At 36.1% G+C, this 25485-nt stretch carries 23 protein-coding genes; 8 read left to right on the top strand and 15 right to left on the bottom strand.

The genetic code is table 11. The features are described 5' to 3' along the window. Nucleotides 1-1179: a Na+/H+ antiporter NhaA gene (gene nhaA / locus ACM6F9_RS15530; protein WP_414846543.1), complete on the top strand. Its 1179-nt coding sequence runs from the start codon at nucleotides 1-3 to the stop codon at nucleotides 1177-1179. Here nhaA and ACM6F9_RS15525 read toward each other — a convergent pair. Beyond that, nucleotides 1176-2189, bottom strand: a complete 1014-nt coding sequence (locus ACM6F9_RS15525; protein ID WP_414846542.1) for a YihY/virulence factor BrkB family protein — start codon at nucleotides 2187-2189, stop codon at nucleotides 1176-1178. The two genes, nhaA and ACM6F9_RS15525, sit on opposite strands and share 4 nt — an antisense overlap. A gap of 261 nt (nucleotides 2190-2450) precedes the next feature. On the opposite strand from ACM6F9_RS15525, the gene ACM6F9_RS15520 reads away from it, so the two are divergent. Continuing rightward, entirely contained in the window at nucleotides 2451-2924 is a 474-nt protein-coding gene (locus tag ACM6F9_RS15520) for a 23S rRNA (pseudouridine(1915)-N(3))-methyltransferase RlmH (RefSeq protein WP_105701611.1), read from the top strand. A 140-nt stretch (nucleotides 2925-3064) separates the two neighbouring features. Here ACM6F9_RS15520 and ACM6F9_RS15515 read toward each other — a convergent pair whose 3' ends face one another. From ACM6F9_RS15515 to ACM6F9_RS15500, 4 genes are all read right to left on the bottom strand, one after another. Then, on the bottom strand, nucleotides 3065-3517 hold the full coding sequence (locus ACM6F9_RS15515) for a tRNA (cytidine(34)-2'-O)-methyltransferase (RefSeq protein ID WP_414846541.1): 453 nt from the start codon (nucleotides 3515-3517) through the stop codon (nucleotides 3065-3067). Between the two features lie 68 nt (nucleotides 3518-3585). Next, nucleotides 3586-4398 carry a tetratricopeptide repeat protein gene (locus tag ACM6F9_RS15510; protein WP_414846540.1) on the bottom strand — a complete coding sequence of 271 codons (813 nt, stop codon included), beginning with the start codon at nucleotides 4396-4398 and terminating at the stop codon, nucleotides 3586-3588. Further along, nucleotides 4395-4961, bottom strand: a complete 567-nt coding sequence (locus ACM6F9_RS15505) for a phosphatase PAP2 family protein (RefSeq protein ID WP_414846539.1) — start codon at nucleotides 4959-4961, stop codon at nucleotides 4395-4397. The genes ACM6F9_RS15510 and ACM6F9_RS15505 overlap by 4 nt, the downstream gene beginning before the upstream one ends. Nucleotides 4962-4963: 2 nt before the next feature. Then, nucleotides 4964-5305: a twin-arginine translocase TatA/TatE family subunit gene (locus ACM6F9_RS15500; RefSeq protein WP_105701607.1), complete on the bottom strand. Its 342-nt coding sequence runs from the start codon at nucleotides 5303-5305 to the stop codon at nucleotides 4964-4966. Nucleotides 5306-5666: 361 nt separating this feature from the next. Between ACM6F9_RS15500 and ACM6F9_RS15495 the strand changes: the two genes are divergently transcribed. Then, complete coding sequence (locus ACM6F9_RS15495) at nucleotides 5667-6614, top strand: hypothetical protein (protein ID WP_414846538.1); 948 nt, start codon at nucleotides 5667-5669, stop codon at nucleotides 6612-6614. Nucleotides 6615-6705: 91 nt separating this feature from the next. Here ACM6F9_RS15495 and ACM6F9_RS15490 read toward each other — a convergent pair whose 3' ends face one another. The 7 genes from ACM6F9_RS15490 to secD form a co-directional block, all read right to left on the bottom strand. Continuing rightward, entirely contained in the window at nucleotides 6706-7506 is an 801-nt protein-coding gene (locus ACM6F9_RS15490) for an arylamine N-acetyltransferase family protein (protein ID WP_414846537.1), read from the bottom strand. 106 nt (nucleotides 7507-7612) lie between these two features. Next, nucleotides 7613-8866: a TCR/Tet family MFS transporter gene (locus ACM6F9_RS15485; protein ID WP_414846536.1), complete on the bottom strand. Its 1254-nt coding sequence runs from the start codon at nucleotides 8864-8866 to the stop codon at nucleotides 7613-7615. Nucleotides 8867-9029: 163 nt separating this feature from the next. Further along, nucleotides 9030-10295: a hypothetical protein gene (locus ACM6F9_RS15480; protein WP_414846535.1), complete on the bottom strand. Its 1266-nt coding sequence runs from the start codon at nucleotides 10293-10295 to the stop codon at nucleotides 9030-9032. 85 nt (nucleotides 10296-10380) lie between these two features. Then, complete coding sequence (locus tag ACM6F9_RS15475; protein ID WP_414846534.1) at nucleotides 10381-10953, bottom strand: hypothetical protein; 573 nt, start codon at nucleotides 10951-10953, stop codon at nucleotides 10381-10383. Between the two features lie 463 nt (nucleotides 10954-11416). Continuing rightward, a complete protein-coding gene (locus ACM6F9_RS15470; RefSeq protein ID WP_414846533.1) occupies nucleotides 11417-12379 on the bottom strand; it encodes a hypothetical protein in 963 nt (320 codons plus the stop codon). 86 nt (nucleotides 12380-12465) lie between these two features. Continuing rightward, nucleotides 12466-13038, bottom strand: a complete 573-nt coding sequence (locus ACM6F9_RS15465) for a hypothetical protein (protein ID WP_414846532.1) — start codon at nucleotides 13036-13038, stop codon at nucleotides 12466-12468. Between the two features lie 305 nt (nucleotides 13039-13343). Continuing rightward, complete coding sequence (gene secD, locus ACM6F9_RS15460) at nucleotides 13344-16253, bottom strand: protein translocase subunit SecD (protein ID WP_414846531.1); 2910 nt, start codon at nucleotides 16251-16253, stop codon at nucleotides 13344-13346. A 217-nt stretch (nucleotides 16254-16470) separates the two neighbouring features. Here secD and ACM6F9_RS15455 point away from each other — a divergent pair, with 217 nt between their 5' ends. Then, on the top strand, nucleotides 16471-17838 hold the full coding sequence (locus ACM6F9_RS15455) for a PQQ-dependent sugar dehydrogenase (RefSeq protein ID WP_414846530.1): 1368 nt from the start codon (nucleotides 16471-16473) through the stop codon (nucleotides 17836-17838). Nucleotides 17839-17885: 47 nt separating this feature from the next. On the opposite strand, the gene hemN is transcribed toward ACM6F9_RS15455, so the two are convergent. From hemN to ACM6F9_RS15440, 3 genes are all read right to left on the bottom strand, one after another. Next, nucleotides 17886-19244 (bottom strand): oxygen-independent coproporphyrinogen III oxidase, encoded by a 1359-nt coding sequence (gene hemN / locus ACM6F9_RS15450; protein ID WP_414846529.1) that lies wholly within the window; start codon nucleotides 19242-19244, stop codon nucleotides 17886-17888. A 177-nt stretch (nucleotides 19245-19421) separates the two neighbouring features. Further along, nucleotides 19422-20435, bottom strand: a complete 1014-nt coding sequence (locus tag ACM6F9_RS15445) for a WD40/YVTN/BNR-like repeat-containing protein (RefSeq protein WP_414846528.1) — start codon at nucleotides 20433-20435, stop codon at nucleotides 19422-19424. A gap of 47 nt (nucleotides 20436-20482) precedes the next feature. Continuing rightward, nucleotides 20483-22000, bottom strand: coding sequence for an amino acid permease (locus tag ACM6F9_RS15440; RefSeq protein ID WP_414846527.1), 1518 nt, complete (start codon nucleotides 21998-22000; stop codon nucleotides 20483-20485). Nucleotides 22001-22161: 161 nt separating this feature from the next. Here ACM6F9_RS15440 and pnuC point away from each other — a divergent pair, with 161 nt between their 5' ends. From pnuC to mltG, 4 genes are all read left to right on the top strand, one after another. Next, nucleotides 22162-22833, top strand: a complete 672-nt coding sequence (gene pnuC / locus ACM6F9_RS15435; RefSeq protein WP_414846526.1) for a nicotinamide riboside transporter PnuC — start codon at nucleotides 22162-22164, stop codon at nucleotides 22831-22833. A gap of 4 nt (nucleotides 22834-22837) precedes the next feature. After that, entirely contained in the window at nucleotides 22838-23518 is a 681-nt protein-coding gene (locus tag ACM6F9_RS15430) for a hypothetical protein (RefSeq protein WP_414846525.1), read from the top strand. Nucleotides 23519-23607: 89 nt separating this feature from the next. Then, entirely contained in the window at nucleotides 23608-24375 is a 768-nt protein-coding gene (gene dapF, locus ACM6F9_RS15425) for a diaminopimelate epimerase (RefSeq protein WP_414846524.1), read from the top strand. Between the two features lie 33 nt (nucleotides 24376-24408). After that, the gene (gene mltG, locus ACM6F9_RS15420) at nucleotides 24409-25434 is read left to right on the top strand and encodes an endolytic transglycosylase MltG (RefSeq protein WP_414846523.1); all 1026 of its coding nucleotides are present in this window, start codon (nucleotides 24409-24411) and stop codon (nucleotides 25432-25434) included. The last annotated feature ends 51 nt before the right edge of the window (nucleotides 25435-25485 follow it).

Raw genomic sequence — 25485 nt, 5'->3', positions numbered from 1 at the left:
ATGAATTTATCTTTATATTTTAAAAAATTTTTCAATAACAGTCAGTCCTCAGGAATTATTCTTATTTTCTGTGTGTTTATTTCATTACTTATTGCCAACTCTTCTGCTGCAGAGAATTTTCAGCATTTTTTAGACAAGGAAGTGGGCACTCATCTTTTCGGATTGGAATACCCAGTCAGCATCTGGATCAACGACGGATTAATGGCTATATTTTTCCTTCTGGTAGGCCTTGAAATAAAACGTGAACTCGTGGAAGGTGAACTTTCCTCTTTTAAAAATGCCTCCCTTCCCATTTTTGCTGCAGTAGGCGGAATGCTTGTTCCGGCTGTTATCTACAGTATCTTCAATACAGGAACAGAATACAGCAATGGTTGGGGGATTCCGATGGCTACAGATATTGCTTTCTCGCTGGCTATTATTTCAATGTTGGGTAAAAAAATCCCGAATTCCATTAAGATATTCTTAGCAGCTCTGGCAATTGTAGACGATCTTGGGGCTATCCTTGTAATTGCTATTTTCTACACCGAACAGATTCATTGGACCTATCTTTTATTGTCTTTTGGAGTGACAGCCCTACTGTTTATTTTAAATTTTTTAAAAGTAACCAAAACGATATTTTACATCATTCCGGGATTGTTTCTATGGTATTTCCTTCATCATTCCGGAATTCACGCAACGATAGCAGGTGTTTTATTAGCCTTTTCGATTCCTACCAATGCTTCGAATGTAGAAATTTCGCCACTGGAAAAACTGGAGCACCTACTTCACATTCCGGTAAGTTTTCTGATCATGCCGATATTTGCTTTAACCAATACCAATATCACTTTTTCCAATGATATGGTGGCTGGCCTTACCAGTACATTAGGATTGGGTATTATTTGCGGTTTGATATTAGGAAAGCTGATTGGAATCAACCTTTTCTCACTGATTGCTATTAAATTAAAGCTGAGTTCTCTGCCTCAGAACAGTAACTGGCTTCAAATGATTGGGGTGGGTTTGTTGGCAGGAATCGGATTTACCATGTCCATTTTTATTGCATTGCTTTCCTTTAAAGGTGAACTTCATATTCAGGATGAAGCAAAATTTGCGATTTTGATTGCTTCTTTTGTGGCTGCCATTGCAGGATTTATTATATTGAGTGTAAGTTCAAAAGAAAATCCTGATCTGGAAGAGAATTAATCTTTTTTCCGGTTTTCAAGTTTTCTTCTATGTTCTTCATCGCCATCAAAATCAGGTTCTGTAATCAGACTGTGATAATGCATCGTTTCTTTTTGAATTTCATCAGACAGCAGCTTTTCTATTCTGAGCTTTCTGATGGCCATATTCAATTCGTTCCCGAATAAAAGGAGATATACATTCACATTTACCCAAACCATCAGCAGAATCATACTTCCGATGGATCCATAGAGCACGTTATATCTTGCAATATCTTTTACATAAATGGCAAAGATATAAGTAGTCACCACAAACAGAACAGTCGTTAAAATAGCACCAGGAACTGCCTGACGAAATCTTGTAATTTTCACTGTTCCCAGCCAATAAAATAAGGTCAGGAGTATAAAGTAAAAAAGAGGAAATGAAACGAATCCAATGATACTGGAAAGGTTATCTACAAGCCATGTAATGTCATAAGCCGGTGTAAAGAGCTTCATTACCACCTCCACATAATACACCCCGAAAAGGGCTAGAAAAACAATAGTAATAAAACCTATAGTGATAAAGAACGAAAGAATAAACTCCTTTACATCGCTCAGTTTTTCATCCGAATTTTCATTAAAACCATTAATCAGGGAAAACGTGCCATTGGTAGCAAAAACTAGCGCTAAAACAATCGTCAGATTACTGATCCCTCTCATATTCGGGATAATATTGTTTTCTATATACCCTCTTACATCACCCTCCATATTGGAAGGGAAAACATTATGCATCAATACGTCAAAAATATAGAACTGCAGCTTATCATAATGCGGCATATAAGGCAAAACAGAAAGTAAGAATAGAATAAAAGGAAACAAACTTATGGTAAAGCTCCAGGAAATAGCCGCCGCTTTTCTTCCTATTTTTCCTTTGAAAATCCCTGAAATATAGATCTGAAACATCTGCCAAAGCGATATTCCCAAAACAGGAATATGGATGCTGTCAAAAAACTCTTGAATCTTCAAAATAAATTTAGGAATCTTTACACTCATCGATCTGTTTGTCTTTATACAAATGTAGGGGAATTAAATTAAATAGGGAAAAGATAGGTGGCAGATGTTAGGTAGTAGGTGGCAGGTTTTAGGGATTAGGGGTGAATTTGAGAGTCTGAGAACTCAAGGTTTAAAGTTTAGAGTTTAACGTTATATAGGTAACCAGCAACTAATATAATCTGTAACTCGCAACTCGTAACCCGAAACCAGCAACAAATTCGCCACGAAACCCTATCTTTGCACTCTGAAATTTCTCACACAATGCGAATCAGTTTACTTTGTATCGGTAAAACGGATGATAAGGAAATCACCTCTTTAATCAGTTATTATCTCAACCGTTTACCCAAACACTGGAATTTTGAAATTACCGAAATACCGGATGTTAAAAATGCTAAAAACCTATCTTCTGATCTTCTTAAAAAAGAGGAAGCCAAGTTATTCTTAAACCATATTGATAAAAATGATCTGGTTGTTATTCTTGATGAAAAAGGAAAACAGTTTACCAGTCGTGAATTTTCTCAAAAAATTGATACCTGGATGAATTCTTCTGTGAAAAAAGTACATATTCTGATTGGAGGAGCCTATGGTTTTTCTGAAGAAATTTACAGCAGAGCGAATGAAAAAATGTCTTTATCTAAAATGACTTTTACCCATCAGATGATCCGCCTGTTTATTGTGGAACAGCTCTACCGCGCTGATCAGATTCTACAGGGAAAACCTTATCATAATGATTAAAACAAAAAAGATTGTCCCAAAAGTCAAATAATTGGCTTTTGTCATTCTGACGAAGGAAGAATCTCATTATAACCAAAAGTATGGGATTCTTCATTACATTTCATTTCATTCAGAATGACATTTTTGGGACAACCTCTTTTTTATTTCAGGCCGATCTGTCTCTTTGCCTCCCCTACTACAAAAGCAACGGAATTAGCAATATTGAAACTCCTGATAAGCTTCGACATAGGAATCGTTAAATGATTTTCAAAACGATCCAGCACCTCTTTACTCAATCCTACACTTTCCTTTCCGAAAACCAGCCAATCACCATCTTGAAAATCAGTTTCCAGATATGATTTTTCAGCATGTGAACTCATTAGAAAAACACGCGACAGATCAGGAATGCTGCCAATCCATTCTTCTATGTCCGCATATTCAGTAACATCGAGATGCACCCAATAGTCTAATCCGGAACGTTTCAGGTTTTTATCATTAATTACAAATCCAAATGGATGAATCAGGTGTAATCTGCTTTCGGTTCCTACACATAATCTTCCGATATTTCCTGTATTGTTAGGGATTTCGGGTTCTACAAGAACAATATTCAACATCTCTCTATCTCTTTATTCGTTTTTTTAGTATGGATTTATTTAAATGATCTGGATCGGAATTTTGTAATTTATTTCTTTACACATTTAGCATAAACATCGGTCAATACAGCTTTTTCATAGCCGAGAGCTACAGCTTTATTTAAATTTTCGCAAGCTTCCTTAGGTTTGGAAGTATCGAACAAAATCATAGCTTTACTCACATAGGACTGGGCAAATTTTGGGTCTATGGAAATCGCTTTATTGGCGTCAATCAGTGCTTCCTTATATTTTTTCATTTTAAAATAAACGTCTGCCCGGCCGTTGTAAAGCAGTGATTCCGGTTTTTCTGCAAGAAGTTGATTATAATCTTTTAAAGCTCCGTCAAGGTCACCATTATTTTTTTTAAGATTGGCCAGTCCGGTCTTTGCAAAAAGATTATCAGGAGCAAAAGTCAGAATCTGATTAAGATCTTTGATGGCAAGATCCTTTTTTCCTTGACTATCGTAAATTTTGGAACGCGTAAGATATAAATCCGGAGTTTCAGCATTCACCTGAAGCCCTTTTTCTATATATTCCAGCGCTTTCACCTTATTTCCTTTCTGACTGTACAGTGAAGAAAGATTAGCGTAAACAGAAACCGACAATGGATTTGCTTTCAGGGCAGATTCATAGGATTTAAAAGCCTGAGTGGTCTTCCCAAGTCTTCTCTGAGCCGTACCCAGATAATCGTAATATTCCGATTGAAATTTTTGGATCTGTTCTTTCTCTGCCAGTTTTAAATACTGCTCTTCGGCACATTTATAATCAGCTTTGTTAAAACATTCTTCAGCCAGTTTTTTATCCTGAGCATAGAAATTAAGGGAAATACTGAGGGAAGTTACTAGTAATACAATTTTTTTCATGAGGTTATAGATTGTTTATTGATCACTTTTTTGGCGAGTGCACCAAATATCACTCCCAATAAAGATCCAACAAACGCCCCCACCAAAATATCTATCGGGAAATGCACTCCTAAATATATTCGGCTGTAGGAAACCACTATAGCCCATACAAATATAGCATATGGAAACCATTTAAGTTTATTTTTCAATAAAATACTTAAAAAAGAAGCCAAAAAGAAGGTATTGGAAGCATGGGCAGAATAAAACCCAAACTGTCCACCGCATTTCACGATTCTCATATGATGTTCCAAAGTAGGATCATGACAGGGTCTGAGCCTTGCCACACCATATTTGAAAACACTGGCCAACTGATCAGAAACCGTTGCACCAATAGCCAAAAATATAAGGATAAAAACTAAAGATCTTAGTTTATAACTTTTGTATAAAAAATAAAGAAATATAATATAAAGAGGCACCCAGATCCAGGTACTGGAAATCAGCATCCAAAACTGGTCGAAAGATGAATCGCCCAAATTATTAAGGTAAAGAAATACCTTCTTATCTTCCTGAATAATCTCCTCCATGATTATCTGCTTACAGGTCCTTCGTAAGTATCATCATCTGCCGGCTTCGGTTTTGGAGGCTCATTAGAAGCAACGGAAGAAGGCTCCGTAAGAATATCTTTCTTGATATCATTCATCGGGTTGAAATCTTTTGCAGCATCTTTTACCTTTTCAATCTCACGTTTGATTTCAGAAACAGGGTTATCTGTTTCCTTCATGATTTCAGTTTTGATATCTTCCACTGCCCCACGCATTTTTCTTACGCCTGCACCTAAGTCACGCGCAATCTGTGGCAGTTTATCCGGACCGAATAATACAACGATTGCAATGGCAATGAGTGCCATTTCTCCAATGCTTAATTCCATGGTGTAAAATTACAAAAGATTATTGCATTTACGGACTGTAAACTAAAAATTTAAACAAATTTTAAGATTTTATAAAAGTTGTACAAGTTGAAGAGGTTATTTGTTACGAGTTGCGAGTTTATTTTACTTCGGGGTAAGTGTTGCAGGTTTATTTTGTTGCAGGTTATATTAGTTGCGAGTTACCTACAGCCTTAAACTTTAAAGCCTTCAAACCCTCAAACTCAAAACACCTAATTCCTATTACCTAATTCCTGCTACCTACCACCTCCTACCTATTAATTAACAAATACTTAATTCAAAACAATGAGAATTACATAACAATTCTGTATATTTATGATACACAACTCAATAAATATTTAATATGAAAAAATTAGTGACTACTTTTAAAGTTTTCGCTGTATTATCGGTATTGGCACTTCAAAGCTGCCATAACGAAGACAACGAAATAAACCAACAGGAAACTGTTCAGGCCAAGGTAACCGCAGATGATCTGAAAAAAGAAATTACTCCTCTACCCTCACAGATTATTCCTGATGCTGTTCAACTTCAACTGAATGAATCTCAAAAAAATCTTGAAACGTATCTGAAAAATGATTTACAGATTGCAGGAGTAGCTGTTTTGGGAAAAATTACAACCCCAAAAGGAATTGAGCTTTCCAAAAGCCTGATTACTGATAAAGACCAATTCATTGCATCCGGAAACATTATGGATCCGTCTTCCATAAAAATTGGGAAAATTGGTGATCTGTATAGCGGTGATGATCTGACTACAGCACAGCAGGGATTAAAAGAAGCCATCACTGAAGAAGTGAAATCTGGAACCAATGTGATGGAAGTAACCTGGAACAGCAAAAACGGAAAATTTACCACTTTATGCTTTTACAGCGATTCAGGAATTATCTGGGATAATATCTTCGGAGGTCTTATTATGATGGACACCCGTGGAAATTCGGAGGCCTCTAACAACCAAGCGGCAAAAGTGGTTTCTACATGGTATAAACAATGGTGGACAGCCAACTGGCTATGGGGTTCTAAGAGGGGTGAAACCGGATACCAGATAACTATTTATTATTCCGGTTCTACGGTTTCTAACGCCGATGTAAGCGACTGGGGATATATCAGTTTAGGAAAAGCAAAAAGTGAGAGCAAAATCACAAAGAAAACTGGTGCTTACGGACAATGCCGTTATGCATTAGGACTTTGTACTCCTACAGGTTCTTTAAGTTTTAACTCCAGTAATTTCTCTGTGTCATTCTCAGGATTGGGCAGCAATGTTGTAAGTAATGGGACAAAATCCCTTTATCCATAATTATTTTCATAAAAATCTGATTTTAAAAGAAACGGGAAGCTCGCTGAGCTTCCCGTTTTTTATTGTCAAAGATGATATTCATTAAGTTTTGTCAAATCGCTACTTTTGATTTCAAGGCTTCAATAGCATTTTCCTTTAATCCAAAAGTATTTACCAATATTTCATACAACTGCATGTCATTTTCTATGGATATGGATTCTTTTTCACCATCATTGGACCGTATATTCAAAACACCGTCAGTATAAGTATATCGGGCATTTTCATCTACTTTTGAAAGAATCAGCCTGTTTTTAAAATGAGAATCCGGATGCGTAGACAAATACCAGTTGGAAATATCAAGATCAATAGGTTCTACGTGCTCAATTATGAAGCGATACACCGGAAGCCACTGCTCTTTCCACATCCAGAGTGTATGGGTTTCTTCTTTGTGAGAAACTTTAAATATTCCATTGGGTGTTTGCTGCTGATCTTCTTCGTTTAAAAGTACCGGAGCCGTAAGTGTAGCTGTTCCAAATCCGCAGTCTACCACATATTTTTCCCCTTCAAAATCTACAATAAGCAACAGATGAGTTTGTGCAGCAACGCTATCCTCCTGTCTTCCCCACACTACTCTTCCGAGCTGGAGTTTTACATTGAATCCTAATGTTTTTAAGACTTCACTCAAAAGCAGATTCTGTTCATAGCAATATCCGCCTCTGGATCCAGTAACCAGCTTGTTGAAAATATCATCTAACTTCAAAGAAGGAACTGTTCCTGTATAAGGGTCAATATTCTCAAAAGGAATATATTTGGGATGAAGCTCGTGTATTCTTTTCAGGGTTTCCATATTCAATTCCGGAGTTCCGGAGAAATGAATTCTTTCGAAATACTTTTCCAGTTCTGATGTATTCATAATTTGTTTTTTGGGTTTCAAAAGTAAGTAAAAACTACTTCTGTAAAATTATCGAATAGATCGAACCTGGAACAGCATATATATTCGGAATAGAACAAATCTATTGTTAATGAAGATCTTTTTTCGAGGTTACATCCACTACATCTTTTCCTTTTTTCTGGAAAGCAGAATACGTAATCACAACACTGATTGCCATTAGAACAAACGCTAAAAAGAAAGGTGCTCCGGAAAATTTGAAAGGCGCTTCGTCATGTGTGAAATAGTAAAACAAATTCGTCATCATCGGAGGTCCGATAATGGATGTAGCACTCATTAAACTCGTTAATGCTCCCTGAAGCTCTCCCTGTTCGTTGGAAGGAACACTTTTCGTGATAACAGACTGCAAAGCCGGACCACAAATTCCCCCTAAACAATAGGGCACCAAAAAGACGAACATCATCCATCCTTCAGAAGCAAAAGCAAATAGCAGCATTCCTACAGCATAGAAAGCCAATCCGTAATAAATACTTTTCTGCTCTCCCAGCCTTGGAGTGGTATATCGGATAAGTCCTCCTTGTACAAGACCTACCAATAAACCAACAACTCCCAATGAAATTCCCACCATTCTTTCCGTCCAGCTGAATTTATACATGGTAAAGAAGCTCCAGTTACTCTGTACAGCATGACCTGCAATATAAATTAATATTAATGAAGCTATCAATCCGGAGATTTCAGGGTGTTTACCTAAAAATTTAAATGAACCTATGGGATTGGCACGTTTCCAGTCGAATTCTCTTCTTTTATCTTTATCTAAACTTTCAGGAAGGATAAAATATCCATACAAGAAATTAAGCAAACATAAACCTGCCGCTGCATAGAAAGGAACTCTGGCACCATAATGCCCAAGAACGCCACCCAAAACCGGGCCTATAATAAATCCAAGGCCAAAGGCAGCCCCTATCAGTCCAAAGTTTTTAGCTCTGTCTTCATCTGTGGAAATATCTGCAATATAAGCACTGGCGGTGGTGACACTTGCACCGGTAATTCCTGCAATAACTCTTCCCAAAAACAGCCACCAGATTGTGGGAGCCAATGCAAGGAAAATATAATCTACAGCAAATCCAAAGAGAGAGATTAGAATAATGGGTCTTCGTCCGTATTTATCACTCAGGTTTCCAACAAGTGGAGAGAAAATAAATTGTGTAAATGCATAGGCAAATCCCAACCAGCCGCCATATTTTGCAGCTTCACTGATATCTGCATGAATAAGTTCCTCAATCAATTTAGGAACAACAGGAATGATGATTCCCCATCCCGTAATATCTATCAGTAAAGTAATAAATATGAAGCCTATGGCCGCTTTTTTCTTTGAATTTTCCATGATGGTGCAAAATTAATCAAATCTGGAAAATAATGATTCTAAATTGTAGTGTATTAAAGAAGTATAATATGAAATAATATATTAAGACTCCCAGCAGAACAAAAAACCCTGCTTCATCCTCATTGTTGAAACAGGGTTTATTATTAATTAGAAATCCGTTATACTAATTGCTGTTGAGCTTCGTATAGAGCACCCTGTTTGTGATGATACATTTGATCAGACAGCTTTGCTTTAAGGTCACTTTAACCACATTGCTATATTGATAAGCAGTTGTGTTGCCATTCAATACAGAACGCACTCCTCTACGGTAATAGGTAGTCTGTGTAACTGGTGGAGCATCGTAAGTGGCAGATGTAGCATTTGTAATATTTGTGAATGTTACATTATCCGGTGAACTTTGCCACTGATATTCTGCAGAACCGCTTACCTGTGCTGTTACAGTCTGACTAAACGCTGCAGGATCATTACTGATATCCATACATACCGTCTGATCTGCGGCAATAGCTCCGGGAACATTTACAGAATTTACAAAAAGCCGACCTACAGTAGAAATTGCTTGAAAAGAACAGGTGTGAAAGCTAGAGTTAGCAACTACTCTGTATTGGTTATTATTAAATCCTACGGGAACATTGCTAATGGTGAGGGTTGATGAAGTAACATTACTATAATTGGTACCATTCGTGAGGTTGGTCCATGTGCTGCCGTTAAGAACCTGCCATTGGTACGTAATATTATCCGGCGTTTCATCTGTAGTGGTGTTATTAATCACAGCAGTCATTGTTGTAGACCCACCAGCAGCCACAGTTTTATCAGTAGGCTGAGACAGATAAGTCATTGGAGCAAGGTAATATTCTGAAAGGATATTATATACCCTCATCTGGCTGAATGAGAATCCAATACCTATAGCTTCTCCAAAAGCAAGCTGTACTTCATCCCATGCGGCAGTAGGAATTACTTTAATAATCCGGCGCTCTTGATTGTCTCCAAAATCAAAGAAAAAATGCCCATTAATACCTGTACGGTAGACTTCCTGACCATTGTTATAGAAAACAAAATTTCCACCGTTAAAACTGGGATTAAAATTAAAACCATCTGAAGCAAAGTCAATATAGACGGGTTTATTAGCCTGAAAATCTGCTCCGGTAGTTCCTACCCCTATGTACATACTGCAAAAAAGTCCAGCACCAGTACCGGGTTTCAAAGAGGCAAATGAGTTTACATCCGTATCTGTCATATTATTAGGATTAGCTGCTTCTTTTCCCAACCTGAAACAAAGAAAACCTCCATCACTTGCACTTGAAGTATTGGTATCCAATAATCTTCCGCAGCCGCCGTTGGGCAGAGCTACCATCTCCTGAGCTCTCATTTTATTTGATACAAAAAGACACAATGCTATAAGCAAATAGCTTACTATTGAATTTGTTTTCATCATCAATAATTTTTAAAGTTAGTTATACACGGAAGGATATTCATCCTGGGTAAGAATGATCATAATGACGGTATGTCACTTAAAATTATTTGATTACAAATACAATATTCACGAAAGAACATGCAGTAGCTGTTCCAATCACATCATATCGCAGTATTCCGTTGGCATCAATGCTTACATTGCTTAAGACTGTATTATCAAAATCAGTTACATAATAATACAGATCTGTTGCATTCGCAAAGAACGGGATTGCACCCGGAGCTCCTGTACTTGAGACCTTCGGGGTAGAAAACTGAGCCTTATAAAGCTGAAACAAATCTTTTGTTCTTGCGGTACCTGTAGTAGAAGTATCAATACTAATGGAAGGCATATAGAAAAATTTAACAATATTCCCACTAATCGGCACCCAGTTCGGACTGGCAGATGTTCCAATATTTTGGGCTAATGCCTGTCTTTTAAGATCATAAACCAGCAAACCATTAGCCGGGGTTGGAATTGTTGACAAATCTAAAATTCTTGGGATGAGTACACCCTTATTGGTGTTCGTAACATCTAATGCGGAACTTTTATCGGGATTAGGAATCCCAATCCCTACCTGAGAATAAAGGAAACTGCCAACACCTAATGCTGCAGCAATGAATAATTTTTCGGCTTTCATTTTTGTTTTGTTTTATGTAAATATAAAATAATTTACTACATAAAACTCTTATTTATTAATAATTTTCAATTAAAACAAAAATATTTTTAATAATTCGAAAAAATCCTTTATTATTCAATAATTACACGCAAACAAACTATTATAAAAAAGTAGACTTATTATACATAACTCTACTTTACAATGATTTCCAAAAAGCATAATTAATAAAAATATACAAGAATATTTATTATTAAATACGATAATAAATAATTACCAATAAAAAATATATAATATAACAAGAAATTAAATATAAATATATTCATTCAAGCCAAAAACATACAAATACATGCAGGCAGATCCAAAATCTACCCTTTAAAATATAAATTCATCAAAATAATAATCTCTTAAGGCATGATAGAAATAAAATACAAAATCTGCTTCAAAATATATGAAACAGGCTTATTATTAATTAGAGAACATTTCGTTAATTATTTTTCGGCTTTGTATAAATCATTTTATTAGTAATGATACCTTTAATCAGGTTCACATACAGATTTCCTACATTGGAAACTGCCTGAAAAGCACATGTATGGAAGCTGGAGTTGGCAACAACTCTATACTGATTATTATTAAAACCTACAGGAACATTATTAATCATAAGAGTAGATAAAGTAACATTGCTGTAATTGGCATCATTAACGATATTAGTCCATGTACTTCCGTTAAGAACCTGCCATTGGTAGGTAATATTTTCAGGAGTTTCATCTGTAGGAGTATTATTGATCACGGCAGTCATTGTTGCCGATCCACCAACAGTTACCGTTTGATCAGAAGGCTGAGACAGATAAGTCATGGGAGCAAGATAATATTCAGAAAGGATATTATACACCCTTATTTGACTGAATACAAGGCCAGCGCCTAAAGTGTCATTAAAAACCAGTCTTACTTCATCCCATGCTGCCGGAGGAGTCACTTTAATAATCCTTCGTCCCTGGCTATCTCCAAGGTCTAACAGAAGATGTTCATTAATCCCTGTACGATAGACTTCCTGGCCATTATTGTAGAATACAAAATTTCCTGCATTAAAGCTGATATACAAATTAAAGCCATCCGAAGCAAAGTCAATATAGACAGGTTTATCAGCCTGAAAATCGGTTCCGGAAGTTCCTACTCCTAAAGACATACTACAAAACACTCCAACACCTGTTCCGGGCTTAAGAGAAGCATAGGAATTCACATCCGTATCCGTCATATTATTAGGATTAACAGCCTCTTTACCCAGCCTGACACAAAGAAGACCTCCGTCACTTGAGCTTGAAGTATTGGTGTCCAATAATCTTCCACACCCACCACCGGGTAAGGATACCATCTCCTGAGATATCAATTGACCTGATACAGCAAAGCATATCACTGTAAGGACACATCGTACTATTGAATTTATTTTCATCACCAATAATTTTAAAAGTTAATTGTATACCAGAGAACATTCACCCCTGGGTAAGAATGATTACAATGACAGGATCTCATTTAAAACTATTTGATTACAAATACAATATTAACAAAGGAGCATGCAGTAGCAGATCCTATCACATCATAACTCAATATTCCGTTCGCATCAATACTTACATTACTTAGAACTGTATTATCAAAATCAGTTACATAATAATATAGATCTGATGCATTGGTAAAGAACGGAATGGCAGCCGGAGCTCCTGTACTCGAAACTTTTGGGGTAGAAAACTGGGCTTTATAAAGCTGGAATAAATCTTTTATTCTTCCTGTACCTAAAGTAGATGTGTCAATATTAATAGAAGGCATATAGAAAAACTTAACAATATTACCACTGATTGGAACCCAGTTGGGACTTGCTGATGTTCCGATATTCTGAGTTAAGGCCTGCCTTTTGAGATCATATACCAGTAATCCGTTAGCAGGAGTAGCAATTGTTGACAGATCTAAAATTCTGGGGATCAATACCCCTTTATTAGTGTTGGTGACATCTAACGCAGAACTTATATCAGGATTTGGTATCCCTATTCCGATCTGCGAAAATAGAGAACTAAATGCACCTAATGCCACTGCAATGAATAATTTTTCGGTTTTCATCTTTGTTTTTGGTTTTGGTTTTATTTGCTATAAATATAAAACAATCTACCACATAAATTACTATTCATCAACAATAATTGAACACGCAAACACCTTTATACCAATGAGTTATGAATAAAAAATCAATCAAAATAACTGGAATCATTAAACATAATTCTATCATATGATGATTTTTAAAATTAACTTTAACAAAAACATGCATTATGCAATACATATAGATTAATCAAAAATGAATAATCCACATATGACACAAAAAAAAGACCGTCTCTTTCGAAACGGTCTTTATTAATTTATTGTAGTTTGTATTACTTTGAAGCAAGTTCTTCTTTAGCAGAAGTGGATTTCCCATGTACTTCCTCTTCTTTCCCTGTTTTAAGGAAGTCATAAGCAATTGCAGACGCAATAAAGATGGATGAGTAAGTACCGAACCCAATACCAATTAACATCGCAAACATGAATCCTCTCAAGTTGTCACCACCGAATATGAAAATCGCAAGGATAACCAAAATCGTAGTGAATGAGGTGTTGAATGTTCTACCCAATGTACTTGAAATAGAGTCATCAAACAGACCTGCTAATGTTAAAGATTTTTTCTCTCTCAGGTATTCTCTAATTCTGTCGAAGATAATTACCGTATCGTTAATTGAGTACCCTAATACAGTAAGGATTGCAGCAATGAAATCCTGGTTGATCTCCATATTGAAAGGCATATACTTGTGAAGCAATGAATATGCTCCTAAGATAATTACCGCATCGTGGAATAGAGCTGCAACCGCTCCAAGAGAGAATTGCCATTTTCTAAATCTTATCAAGATATAGACAAAGATCATTGCTAATGCAGCTAATACTGCATAGATACCGTGAGTCTGGATATCATCAGCAACGGAAGGTCCTACTTTCTCTGAAGAAATAATTCCTGCATGGTCTTTATCAGCAGATTTGAAATCTTTCAATGTAGTTCCTGCCGGTAAGTTTGCTTTTAAACCTTCAAATAATTTCTGTTCAATAATTTGGTCAGCTTTTAAAGATTCATCCTCGATAAGGTAATCTGTAGAGATCTTTAATTGTTTGCTGTTTCCAAAAGTTTTAGCTTCTACAGAAGAGTTTTTACCATCTTCAGTTTTGAATAAAGCCACTAATTTTTCTTCAACATCTTCAGCTTTTACATCTTTATCAAATCTTACTACATAGTTTCTACCACCAGTAAAGTCGATACCGTATTTGAAACCGTGAGTTGCGATTGAAATGATACACACTACTGTAAGAACAGCAGAAACGATGTATGCATATTTTCTCTTTCCAATAAAATCAATCCAAGTGTTTCTGAATAGGTTCTTCGTAGCCGGAGTCCAAACAGAAAGACCTTTTCCTTTATTTAATCTTGAGAAGATCATTACTCTGGAAAGCAATACAGAGGTAAATAACGTCATTAAAATACCGATCATCAACGTCAATGCAAAACCTTTAATAGGTCCCGTTCCGAAGAAGAACAATACAACTGCCGTTAAGAAAGTCGTAGTGTGACCGTCAATAATCGCATTCAATGCATGTTTGAAACCATCTTTGTAAGCTTCAAGAATACTTTTCCCTGCGAATAATTCTTCTTTTGTTCTTTCATAAATGATAACGTTCGTATCGACCGCTACTGCCATCGTAAGAACGATACCCGCGATACCTGGAAGCGTAAGCGTAAAATCTCCCGAATCCATAATACCGAAAATATAGAATAAGTTGATCACCATTGCAATTACTGCATATACACCAGCTCCACCGTAGTAGAAAATGATATAAACAATGATAATCGCAAATGCAATAATGAACGACATTAAACCTGAATCAATAGCCTCCTGTCCTAAAGATGGACCTACAACCGTAGCCTGAACTACTTTTGCACCTGCAGGCAATTTACCAGCACCTAAAACGTCTACCAGTTCTTTAGCTTCTTCCTGAGAGAAGTTACCAGAAACTCGAGTTCTACCATTAGGGATAGCATTTGTAACGTTTGGAGCTGTGTATACTCTGTTATCAAGAGTTACAGCAACTGGTTTTCCAACGTTTTTCTCCGTTAAGGTTTTCCATTCTTTTGCTCCTTTAGAGTCCATCTGCATATCTACCACTACTCTGCTTAGTTCATCGTAGCCGATATTTGCATTTTCTACAGCACCGTCTACCGGAGCTTTTTGGTTGATGTTACCTCTGATAGCGTACAATACTAAACTTTCAGCATCTGTAGCTTCAGGTTTGTAACCCCACATGAACTGTGTATATTTAATGTTGGACGGACGTAAAGACTGTCCTACTTTGCTGTTTAAAATTTTGTTTACAACTGCAGTATCAGATAATTTTACGTTGGCAACACCATTCGTTCTTAATTTGTCAAGCTGTAAAAGGTTCATGAAGTTCACATTCTTTGCCACTCCCATAGAATCTCCTTTTGCAGCAACCATAGTTGTCAAAGTTTGGAAATAAGGTGCAATTTCAGGAACCTGCTGCACTTCCCAGAACTGAAGTTTTGCGGAAGTCTGAAGCATTTTCTTCACTTTATCGATGTCCTTCATACCAGGCATTTCCACAGAAATTCTAGCAGTTCCAGGTACTCTCTGAACGTTTGGCTGGATGGCTCCAAGCTTGTCAATTCTCGTTCTGATTACCTCGAAAGCCGTTCCTACAGACGCATCAATTTTTCTTTTAACAATGCTTTTCACCTGCTCATCAGGCGTGTTGTACTTCACCTCAGTAAGGGTTGTATTTCCGAAAATTTCCGGATCTGCCAACTTAAGGTTTGTTCCTTTAGCTTTGTTAACTACATCGAACTGCTCAAAGAAGTTGTCGATGTAAGGTCTTGTAGAATTCTTCTGTGCTTCATCAGTTTTGTTTAAAGCCTCAATAAGAACAGGATTTGTAGAATAATTGGTTAAATCATTCACAAGATCTCTTTGGTTAATTTCCAAAAGAACGTTGATCCCTCCTTTCAAGTCAAGACCAAGTTTCATTTCCTTGTCTTTGGCTTTAGTGTAATAAAGTTTTGTGAATCCTAAATTCAAAGTATCCTTAGAAAGTCTTGCGATTTCTTTTTGATACTTCTCCGGATTGTCTCCTGCAATAGCAGTCGCCTGCTTTTCAATTTTGCTGGCGTACCATGTTGGTAATAGCTCGTTTAAGCAAATCAACCCTAGTACAATAGCGACAATTGTAATAAGTCCTTTTCCTTGCATTTTGTTATAACTACGTTAAATTAAGTCGGCAAATATAATGATTTTCTTGTATTTTATGAATTTTTAACAACAGAAATGGTTTATTTTCAGATATATTGGTATTCTGATTTCTATTTAAGATTTAACAATTTTTTCATACTATCATAGTGAAGTCTTCAAAATATGATTGGTATAAAATTTTCATTCACTTTTCCAACACACTAACCCTCAAAATATTATGAAAAAACTACTTTTTAGCATCAGTATTTTTTCTTCCTTAATTGTTAATTCTCAAAGCATTAATTTGGAAGAATTTGTTACAGGACTTACCAGCCCTGTAGAGATTACGAATGCCAATGACAGCCGGCTTTTTGTTGTTCAGCAGAACGGTATCATTAAAATTATTCAACCTAACGGGACAATTAACGCAACAAATTTTCTGAACATTAGTTCGAAAATTGTTTTTGGCGGTGAAAGAGGCCTTTTGGGACTTGCATTTCATCCACAATACTCTACTAATGGGTATTTTTTTGTGTATTATAACAATCCTGCAGGAAATATTATCGTTGCCAGGTACAGTGTAAACTCAACAGATCCCAATGTGGCCGATCCTAATTCCGAAAAAATCCTGTTGAACATTCCTAAACCCTTCGATAATCATAACGGAGGAAGCATTCATTTCGCCCCTGACGGAAAACTCTGGATTATCACCGGAGACGGAGGAAGTGGCGGAGACCCCAATAATAATGCTCAGAATAAAAATATATTGCTGGGAAAAATGCTGAGAATTGATGTAGACGCCACCGGGCCATATAATATCCCTCCTGATAACCCTTTTGCGGGAGCAGGAGTGGATGGTGCTGATGAAATTTGGGCTTATGGCCTCAGAAATGGATGGAAATTTTCTTTTGACCTGACTACAGGCAATGCTATGATTGCAGATGTAGGACAGGGAGCCATCGAAGAAATCAACAAAATGCCTATTACTATAGCCGGATTAAACTATGGATGGAGATGTTATGAAGGAAATAATCCTTACAATACAACAGGATGTGCAGCACAGGCTACGATGACATTCCCTATTGCTGTATATGATCACTCTGGCGGAAAATGTTCCATTACTGGTGGCTATGTATACCGGGGAACACAATATCCATCGCTTCAGGGGAAATATTTCTTCGCAGACTACTGCTCTACCCAAATCGGAATTCTGGATACTAATAATGTCATCACCTGGATGCCTCCTTCTTCTGGAAATAATTTCTCTACTTTTGGAGAAGATTATCAAAAAGGATTGTATGTAGCCGCAGTAAACAGTGGAAAAATCTTTAAAATATCAACAGGTACCCTAGGTACTCAAGAAAATACTTTAACCCATATTAAGGTATACCCTAACCCTGCTTCAAAAGAGATTTTCATTAATGGTGTGAACGATAAAAAGGCAACATTGGAAATAATCAGTACAGAAGGAAAAAAAGTAATGGAAACAGATCAGATCATGAACGGCAAAGGAATCAATATTTCAGGAATCCCAGCCGGAGTTTATTTTATCAATCTGAAATCCGGAGAATTAAAATCGTATAGTCAGAAATTGGTTATCAAATAAGGGTTTAAAACAATAAAAAAGCGGTTCAGATGTGAACCGCTTTTGTTTTATATTGTCATTGAGAAAATTCTCGTTTCCGGTTTATTTCTCATCATTCTCAGGTCAAAAACCATGGCCACATTTCTTGTAAAAGCTCTTCCTTCTTCTGTAATTTTAATTTCAGTTCCATTGATTTCAACCAAACCGTCATTTTCCATTTCTTTCAGCATTTCCAATGCATTGTCAAGCTCAGGGAACGAATTATTGATGTCAAAGGTTGTTTCAAGCTGGCACATCAGATTCAGAATATGTCTTCTTACAATAAGATCTTCTTCACTCAGTACGTGTCCTTTTACAACAGGGATTTTTCCCTCTTCTACCATTTTCTGGTATTCTTCTACGGTTTTTACATTTTGGGCAAACGCATACCAGGAATCTGAAATAGCAGACATCCCAAGTCCTACCATCAGCTGGGTATTGCTTGAAGTATAACCCATGAAATTTCTGTGAAGTTTTTTGTGAATCAAAGATTGATACAGATCATCGTGCTCAAGAGAAAAGTGATCCATCCCTACTTCAATATATCCTAAATCCTGAAGAAGTCTTTTACCATCTTCATACAAACGGCGTTTTTCTTCTCCGCTTGGAAGATCATTTTCATCAAAACCTCTCTGCCCAACACCTTTTACCCATGGAACATGTGCATAAGAATAAAATGCCAGTCTGTCTGGCTTCAGCTCCATAGTCTTTCTGATGGTGTGTTCCATTGCCTCCCAATTCTGGTGTGGCAATCCGAAAACAAGATCATGACTGATTCCTCTGTAACCAATTTCTTTCGCCCATTCTGTAACATTTTTCACATTTTCAAAAGGCTGGATTCTATTGATTGCTTTTTGGACTTTAGGATCATAATCCTGAACTCCAAAGCTTACTCTTCTGAAACCAAGGTCATATAAAGTCTGAAGATGTTCTTTTGTTGTGTTATTTGGATGTCCTTCAAAAGAGAATTCCGGATGTTCTGCAATGTCTACTGATGAAAAAATACCTTCCAACAATGTTCTTAAATTTTCGGGAGAGAAAAACGTAGGAGTACCTCCTCCAAGGTGTAATTCTTTAAGTTTAGGTCTTTCGTTGAAAAGATCAAGGTAAAGTTTCCACTCTTTTAAAACGCTTTCCAGATAAGGCACTTCCACACTATGTTGTTTGGTAATACGCTTATGACATGCACAAAATGTACACAATGCCTCACAGAAAGGCAAATGGATATAAATAGAAATTCCCTCCTCTGCATTGCTTTCATGAAAAGACCTGATTACGGTTTCCTTCCACTTTTCCGGTGAAAATGTAGATTCATCCCAATATGGAACGGTAGGATAAGAAGTGTAACGCGGTCCAGGAATATTATACTTATCTATTAAAGAGTTCATTTTGAAAATTAAATTTTATAAGGGTATGAAATTTAACATAATTAAAATTTCACCTTACAAAATTAACCATTAGTTATGAATTTTAACCTATGAATTATATTAGGTTCTATTTTATAATGAGTCTAAATACGTATGATCAGGCTTTTGACAAATAGTGATAAATTCTATATCTGATATTTAAAATTTTAATTTCATCACCGCTATTCTGTTATTTCCTGCAAGAACCACATTGCTACCATCAATCCATTGGCAGACAAAAAAGCCTTTTTCATCGGAAATTTTCTTCCATGTCTTCCCAAAATCTGAAGAATAGCTGATGTGCTTGTCTCCTACCGCTACTATTTCTTTTCCTTTGGATCCCGGTTTGATTTTCACACAGGTGGTATATCCCGCATTTTGTCCTGAAGCCTGAATCTGCCAGGTCTTTCCACCATCATTAGTGGTTGCAATATTGTTGACATTAGCATCTTGTTTTGTATAATCACCTCCTGCTGCAATTCCAAAATTGTCATCAAAAAAATCAATAGAATACATTCCCTGAGAAGATTCTCCCTGTATGATTGGAGTATTAAAAACTTTTATTTTTTCATCTTTCAGATTCATTCTTAAGATTCTTGAGGCTTTTCCTCCCGTTGCAATCCACAAGTATTTTTTAGTTGATGAAATATTGGTATTACTGGCAGCAAAAGCAGCTTCGCCTTCATTTAATACTATATTATTTTTAAACATACTCCATGTACCATTTTTGTAGACAGCCAGCTTCAAAAGATGATCTTTATCCGAATCACTAAAAGTATAAGCAAGTTTATCATTCACAAAATGTAAAGCATCATAAAAAGCTGTTTTTGCAGTATCTTTAAAAACAACCTGAGATTTCAGATCTTTTTTATCAATTTTAAAAAAACGGGCCGGACTTTCAATATTGATTGCATAAAAAGACGTTTTGTCTTGTGCTAATGTTCTGAACTGAAGCTTCTCTTCCGAAAGTTTGATCTGCTTTTGATTTTTATAGTCTTTAAGATCAGCAAACCCAAATTTGGAATCCGTACCACTGTACCAAACTTTATGATCGTACACCTCAATAGCTCTGATACTGATCTTATCATTCAAAATTGTTTCAATACTTTCCACCTGTTGGGAAAATGCCGTAAGTCCTAAGGACAGAAATAAAATGGAAAAAAGCTTTTTCATATACATATTTTAAGACAAAAAAACCGCCGAAGCGGTTTATATTATTATTAATCTTGGTTCTGATATTTTTCAGGATTGTTAAGTTTACTATTTGATTTTCCATAAAGGAAATATACCAAACCTCCTAAAAATAACCATACCGCAGAAAGTTCTAATGCATGAGCACTTAGGTTGAATATCAAATAAATATTGATAAATACTCCCAGTGCAACCACTATTTTATAAGCCGGAACTTTGAAAGGTCTGATCAAATTAGGTTCTTTTTTTCTCATTACCCAAACAGCAATACAAACCAGTGTAAATGCAAACAGGGTTCCGAAGCTTGTCATATCAGCCAATGTTGAAATTGGGGTAAATGCCGCAATTAATGCTACAACAATTCCTAACAAAATGATTCCTTTGTAAGGTGTTTTTGTTTTTGGATGAAGATCACCGAAGAATTTAGGAATCAATCCGTCTTTTGCCATTCCAATGAAGATTCTTGACTGTCCCATCATCATTACCATTACTACAGAAATTAATCCTACAGTAGCAGCAATGGTTACTACATTACTAGCCCAGTGTTTTCCTGCAATTTCGAATGCATACGCTACAGGAGCTTTAATTGCATCAGGATATTTACCTTCAGGGTTAAAGTCTGTATAATGCATCATCCCTGTTAATACAAGAGATACACAGATGTATAAAGCAGTACAAACCAACAATGAGGCAATAATCGCGAAAGGCACATCTTTCTTAGGATTAATAGCCTCTCCAGCCTGTGTAGAAACAGCATCAAAACCAATATAAGCAAAGAAAATTGCTGCTGCTCCGGAAATAATTCCTTTAATACCGTAGGCGGAGATCATATCTCCTTCAGAATTTTTAATCTGAACCGGATCCGGGATAAAAGGTTTCCAGTTTTTAACACCGTCTACAGCATTATATAGATCAGTATTAGAGAAAATGATATATACTCCTGCAATAATTACAAAGATAACAGCAGACGTTTTCATCAAAACGATCAGGTTATTAGCTCCTGCTGCTTCTTTCGTTCCCTTTACCAATAGTGCAGTAATCAAAAGAACAAGAATAAATGCAGGCAGGTTCATAGAAAAACCGTCTCCTGTATAACTTGCCGGATCTGATGTAAGATAAGCAGGCAAATGAATATTAAAAATTTTCAAAAATTTGTTAAAATATCCGGACCAACTCACGGAAACAGCCATACTCGCCATAGCATATTCGAGGATGAGACACCATCCCATAGCCCATGCAAAAATTTCTCCTACTGTTCCGTAAGCATAAGCATAAGCTGAACCTTCTACAGGAATAATAGATGCAAACTCTGCATAGCACAAAGCTGCAAAGACACAGGCAATCCCTGCAATAATAAAGGAAATTGCAAGTGCTGGCCCTGCGTGATAATAGGCTCCTGTTCCGGTAAGAACGAAAATCCCTCCACCGATGATAGCACCTACTCCAATTGCTGTTAAACTCCATTTTCCCAGGACTTTTTTCAGCTCACTTTTCTTCATATCTGCCTCATAGGCACTGAGTGGTTTTTTGACCCAAATTTTCGACATAATTTTTTTATTTTAAGAATTTACGAAAGTATAAAAAATTTAGAAACTTTCACTTTAATCGTTAAACTTTCATCATTTATTTTACATTAAAACTTTAAAAACCCAACCAGGGCTTTTCTCGAAGCATTTTAACATGTGACAACTTTTGTATATTTTTGATCATGAATTTGTATGATCTTTTTATAAAGCCTTATGAAAATTATGATACTTTACAGGTTATGCTGGAAACTTTTGGGGCTATTTTTGGCACTTTGAGTGTTTATTTTTCTATAAAAAAGAATATTTGGGTATATCCTACCGGCATTATTTCTACACTGATCTATGTTTATATTCTCTATAATTTTGGTTTGTTGGGAGACTGTCTGATCAATGTTTATTATTCGGTGATGAGTATTTACGGTTGGATTCTTTGGGCCAAAAACTCTAAAGATAACATTCATGTGGATGTTAAATGGGCTACTAAAAAGGAATGGATCTATGCCAATATGCTTTTTATTTTGAGCCTGATATTGGTAACTGTTATTTATTATTACAAACCTTATATAGATAATAAGTTTTCCATGGAAGGAACCAGCTTAGGGTTATATCATCTTGACTGGGCAAATTGGATGGATGTTTTCACCACTTCAATATTTTTAGCAGGAATGTGGTTTATGGCCAAACAGCGCATTGAGAGCTGGATTTTCTGGATTATCGGAGACCTTATTTGCATTCCAATGATGATTTTTAAGGGACTTGGTATCACTTCGGTTCAATATTTGGTATTTACTATAATGGCAATCTTAGGATATGTCAATTGGAAAAAAAGTTTTAAAGAAAAAAAAGTTCAATAAAGTCATGAAAAATTTATTTAAAATAGCAGTCAGTATTTTTGCTATTACCAGTTTAACATCTTGTTTAGCATATACCGATGGATACGGAAGCAATAGTGGGGGTTATGGCTATGGAGACCCTTATTATAACAACGGATATTACTATGCGCCTTCAGGATATTACGGAAGCGGAGGATATTATGGTAATGACGGCTATTATTACAGAAATAACGTTAATTACTACTATGATAGTGGCGTGCCTTATTATTACGATACTTATAACAACTCCAGAAGAAAAGTATATGTAGAGAGAAGATCATCCACTTCTTCAAGACCTGAAAACGGATTCCAGAATACACGTACAACCAACAGTAATGGTTCATACAACAATGGAGGTGGTTTCAATAATAATGGAAACAGAAACAACAACGGCGGATTCAGAAACCAAAACAGTGGTTACCAGAACAACCAAAGCAGCGGTGGTTTCAGAAACTCTAACAGCAATAGTGGATTTAGAAATCAAAGCAGTGAATCTCAGAACAACCAAAACAATAGCGGTTTCAGAAACTCTAACAGCAATAGTGGTTTCAGAAATTCTGAAAGCAGCACAAGATCAGACTCTTCCGGAGGTGGATTCAGAAATAGCTCAAGCAGCCAAAGCAGTGGTTCTACCAGACAGCAGAGCAGCGGAGGCGGCTTTAGATAAAACGATTATAAATAAGGAAACGAACAGCTAACACTGTTCGTTTTTCATTTAAAATATAGTAATTTTGCTTCTTCATTTAACAAAAAAATATGGAATTTTATAAATATCAGGGAACAGGGAATGATTTTGTAATGGTGGATAACCGTGATCTGCAATTTACTAAAGATAAAGACAGTATTGAAAAACTATGTGACAGACGTTTTGGGATAGGAGCCGATGGTCTGATTCTATTGGAAAACGACTCAAACTATGATTTTAAAATGGTTTATTATAATTCTGATGGTGGAGAAAGCACTATGTGTGGAAACGGAGGAAGATGTCTTGTAGCTTTTGCTTTTTTCCTTGACATTTTTGAAGATAAATGCAAATTCATTGCAACAGACGGAGAACATGAAGCAGAAATCCATAACGGGATCATTAAATTAAAAATGATCAATGTAGACACTGTTTCCCATGATGGAAATGACTTTGTTTTGAACACCGGATCTCCTCACTATGTAAAATATGTAGACAACCTGAAGGATTATCACGTATATGACGAAGGATATGCAATCAGAAATTCAGAAAAATATAAAGAAAAAGGAATCAATGTGAACTTTATAGAAAAAATTTCTGATGATGAAATTTTTGTAAGAACCTATGAACGAGGCGTTGAGGACGAAACTTACAGTTGTGGAACAGGAGTTACAGCTTCTGCTTTAACTTTTCTACAAAAACATAATCTAACCTCTGTAAAAGTTAAAACTTTAGGCGGAAACCTTAAAGTATATGCTGAAAAAAGCGGAGACGCATTCCAGAATATATGGCTGGAAGGTCCTGCAAAGCAGGTTTTTAGAGGTAAAACAGATCTTCTTTAAAAACAGAAAACTTTTAATCAACATTTATATAGAATGAAAAAAGCTATTCTCATTATCATTCTGCTGGTTTTTGTAGTCGCAGGATTTTTTGGTTTGAGATTTTATAATAAATATTTAGGAAACAATGTAGAAAAGGAAGGTTATGTTCTGATTCCTCATAGAGCGGGTTTTCAACAGATCCTCGACTCTATTGCTCCTTATATTAAAGACAAAGAATCTTTTGAAGCTGTGGCTAAAGAAAAAGGTCTTGACACCAATTTTAAAGCAGGACGTTATTACATCCAGGGCGGAACAGGAAATAAAAATCTTGTCAATATGATCAAAGCAGGTAATCAGACAGCAAATTCTTACAGAATCGGAGATTTTGGAGATATGTATCAGATGATCGGCAAGGTTTCTAAAAAAACGGAAATTGATTCGTTACATTTTGTAAAAGATCTGGATGTTGTTGCACAAGAGAAAGGCTATAAAAATGTGGAAGATTTAAAAAAGTATTTTTTCATCGATACTTATAAATTTTTCTGGACAGTAAGCCCGAGAGAATTTTTTTCAAAGTTTGAAAATCAGTATAATGATTTCTGGACGAGTGAAAGAAAAAATAAAGAACAGCAGTCTGGTCTTACAAGAGATCAAATCTATGCGCTGGCTTCTATTGTTTATAAAGAATCCGGAGGAAAAAAAGATGAAATGAAAACGATTGCAGGATTATATTTAAACCGTTACAGAAAAGGAATGAAACTTCAGTCTGATCCTACGGTAATCTATGCAATCAATAAGCAGACTAATTTTAAAGAACCTATAAAAAGGGTATTATATAAGCATTTGTCTACACCATCACCTTACAATACTTACGCCAATGCAGGTATTCCTCCGGGACCTATCTGCGTAGTGGATAAGAATTCAATAGATGCTGTTTTAAATGCTGAAAACAACAATTTTATATTTATGTGTGCTGATCCTGCAAGATTTGGATACCATAAGTTTACTGCAAGCGCTGAAGAACATGCTGTGAACGCAAAAGCTTATCAGGACTGGCTCAACTCCAAAAATATAAAATAAGCTTAGAAAGCACCTAAAAATTTATACAGTTAAAAAAAACAATACACAACC

The organism is Chryseobacterium sp. IT-36CA2 (assembly GCF_949767875.1).
Lineage (GTDB): Bacteria > Bacteroidota > Bacteroidia > Flavobacteriales > Weeksellaceae > Chryseobacterium.
Note: the sequence above shows the minus strand (reverse complement) of the source record. Positions and strands in the feature narration are given on the sequence as shown.

Excerpts from the sequence above, each read along its gene's own strand:
- nhaA (WP_414846543.1), top strand. The coding sequence starts at position 1 with ATGAATTTATCTTTATATTTTAAAAAATTTTTCAATAACAGTCAGTCC.
- ACM6F9_RS15525 (WP_414846542.1), bottom strand. The coding sequence starts at position 2,189 with ATGAGTGTAAAGATTCCTAAATTTATTTTGAAGATTCAAGAGTTTTTT.
- ACM6F9_RS15520 (WP_105701611.1), top strand. The coding sequence starts at position 2,451 with ATGCGAATCAGTTTACTTTGTATCGGTAAAACGGATGATAAGGAAATC.
- ACM6F9_RS15515 (WP_414846541.1), bottom strand. The coding sequence starts at position 3,517 with ATGTTGAATATTGTTCTTGTAGAACCCGAAATCCCTAACAATACAGGA.
- ACM6F9_RS15510 (WP_414846540.1), bottom strand. The coding sequence starts at position 4,398 with ATGAAAAAAATTGTATTACTAGTAACTTCCCTCAGTATTTCCCTTAAT.
- ACM6F9_RS15505 (WP_414846539.1), bottom strand. The coding sequence starts at position 4,961 with ATGGAGGAGATTATTCAGGAAGATAAGAAGGTATTTCTTTACCTTAAT.
- ACM6F9_RS15500 (WP_105701607.1), bottom strand. The coding sequence starts at position 5,305 with ATGGAATTAAGCATTGGAGAAATGGCACTCATTGCCATTGCAATCGTT.
- ACM6F9_RS15495 (WP_414846538.1), top strand. The coding sequence starts at position 5,667 with ATGAAAAAATTAGTGACTACTTTTAAAGTTTTCGCTGTATTATCGGTA.
- ACM6F9_RS15490 (WP_414846537.1), bottom strand. The coding sequence starts at position 7,506 with ATGAATACATCAGAACTGGAAAAGTATTTCGAAAGAATTCATTTCTCC.
- ACM6F9_RS15485 (WP_414846536.1), bottom strand. The coding sequence starts at position 8,866 with ATGGAAAATTCAAAGAAAAAAGCGGCCATAGGCTTCATATTTATTACT.
- ACM6F9_RS15480 (WP_414846535.1), bottom strand. The coding sequence starts at position 10,295 with ATGAAAACAAATTCAATAGTAAGCTATTTGCTTATAGCATTGTGTCTT.
- ACM6F9_RS15475 (WP_414846534.1), bottom strand. The coding sequence starts at position 10,953 with ATGAAAGCCGAAAAATTATTCATTGCTGCAGCATTAGGTGTTGGCAGT.
- ACM6F9_RS15470 (WP_414846533.1), bottom strand. The coding sequence starts at position 12,379 with ATGAAAATAAATTCAATAGTACGATGTGTCCTTACAGTGATATGCTTT.
- ACM6F9_RS15465 (WP_414846532.1), bottom strand. The coding sequence starts at position 13,038 with ATGAAAACCGAAAAATTATTCATTGCAGTGGCATTAGGTGCATTTAGT.
- secD (WP_414846531.1), bottom strand. The coding sequence starts at position 16,253 with ATGCAAGGAAAAGGACTTATTACAATTGTCGCTATTGTACTAGGGTTG.
- ACM6F9_RS15455 (WP_414846530.1), top strand. The coding sequence starts at position 16,471 with ATGAAAAAACTACTTTTTAGCATCAGTATTTTTTCTTCCTTAATTGTT.
- hemN (WP_414846529.1), bottom strand. The coding sequence starts at position 19,244 with ATGAACTCTTTAATAGATAAGTATAATATTCCTGGACCGCGTTACACT.
- ACM6F9_RS15445 (WP_414846528.1), bottom strand. The coding sequence starts at position 20,435 with ATGAAAAAGCTTTTTTCCATTTTATTTCTGTCCTTAGGACTTACGGCA.
- ACM6F9_RS15440 (WP_414846527.1), bottom strand. The coding sequence starts at position 22,000 with ATGTCGAAAATTTGGGTCAAAAAACCACTCAGTGCCTATGAGGCAGAT.
- pnuC (WP_414846526.1), top strand. The coding sequence starts at position 22,162 with ATGAATTTGTATGATCTTTTTATAAAGCCTTATGAAAATTATGATACT.
- ACM6F9_RS15430 (WP_414846525.1), top strand. The coding sequence starts at position 22,838 with ATGAAAAATTTATTTAAAATAGCAGTCAGTATTTTTGCTATTACCAGT.
- dapF (WP_414846524.1), top strand. The coding sequence starts at position 23,608 with ATGGAATTTTATAAATATCAGGGAACAGGGAATGATTTTGTAATGGTG.
- mltG (WP_414846523.1), top strand. The coding sequence starts at position 24,409 with ATGAAAAAAGCTATTCTCATTATCATTCTGCTGGTTTTTGTAGTCGCA.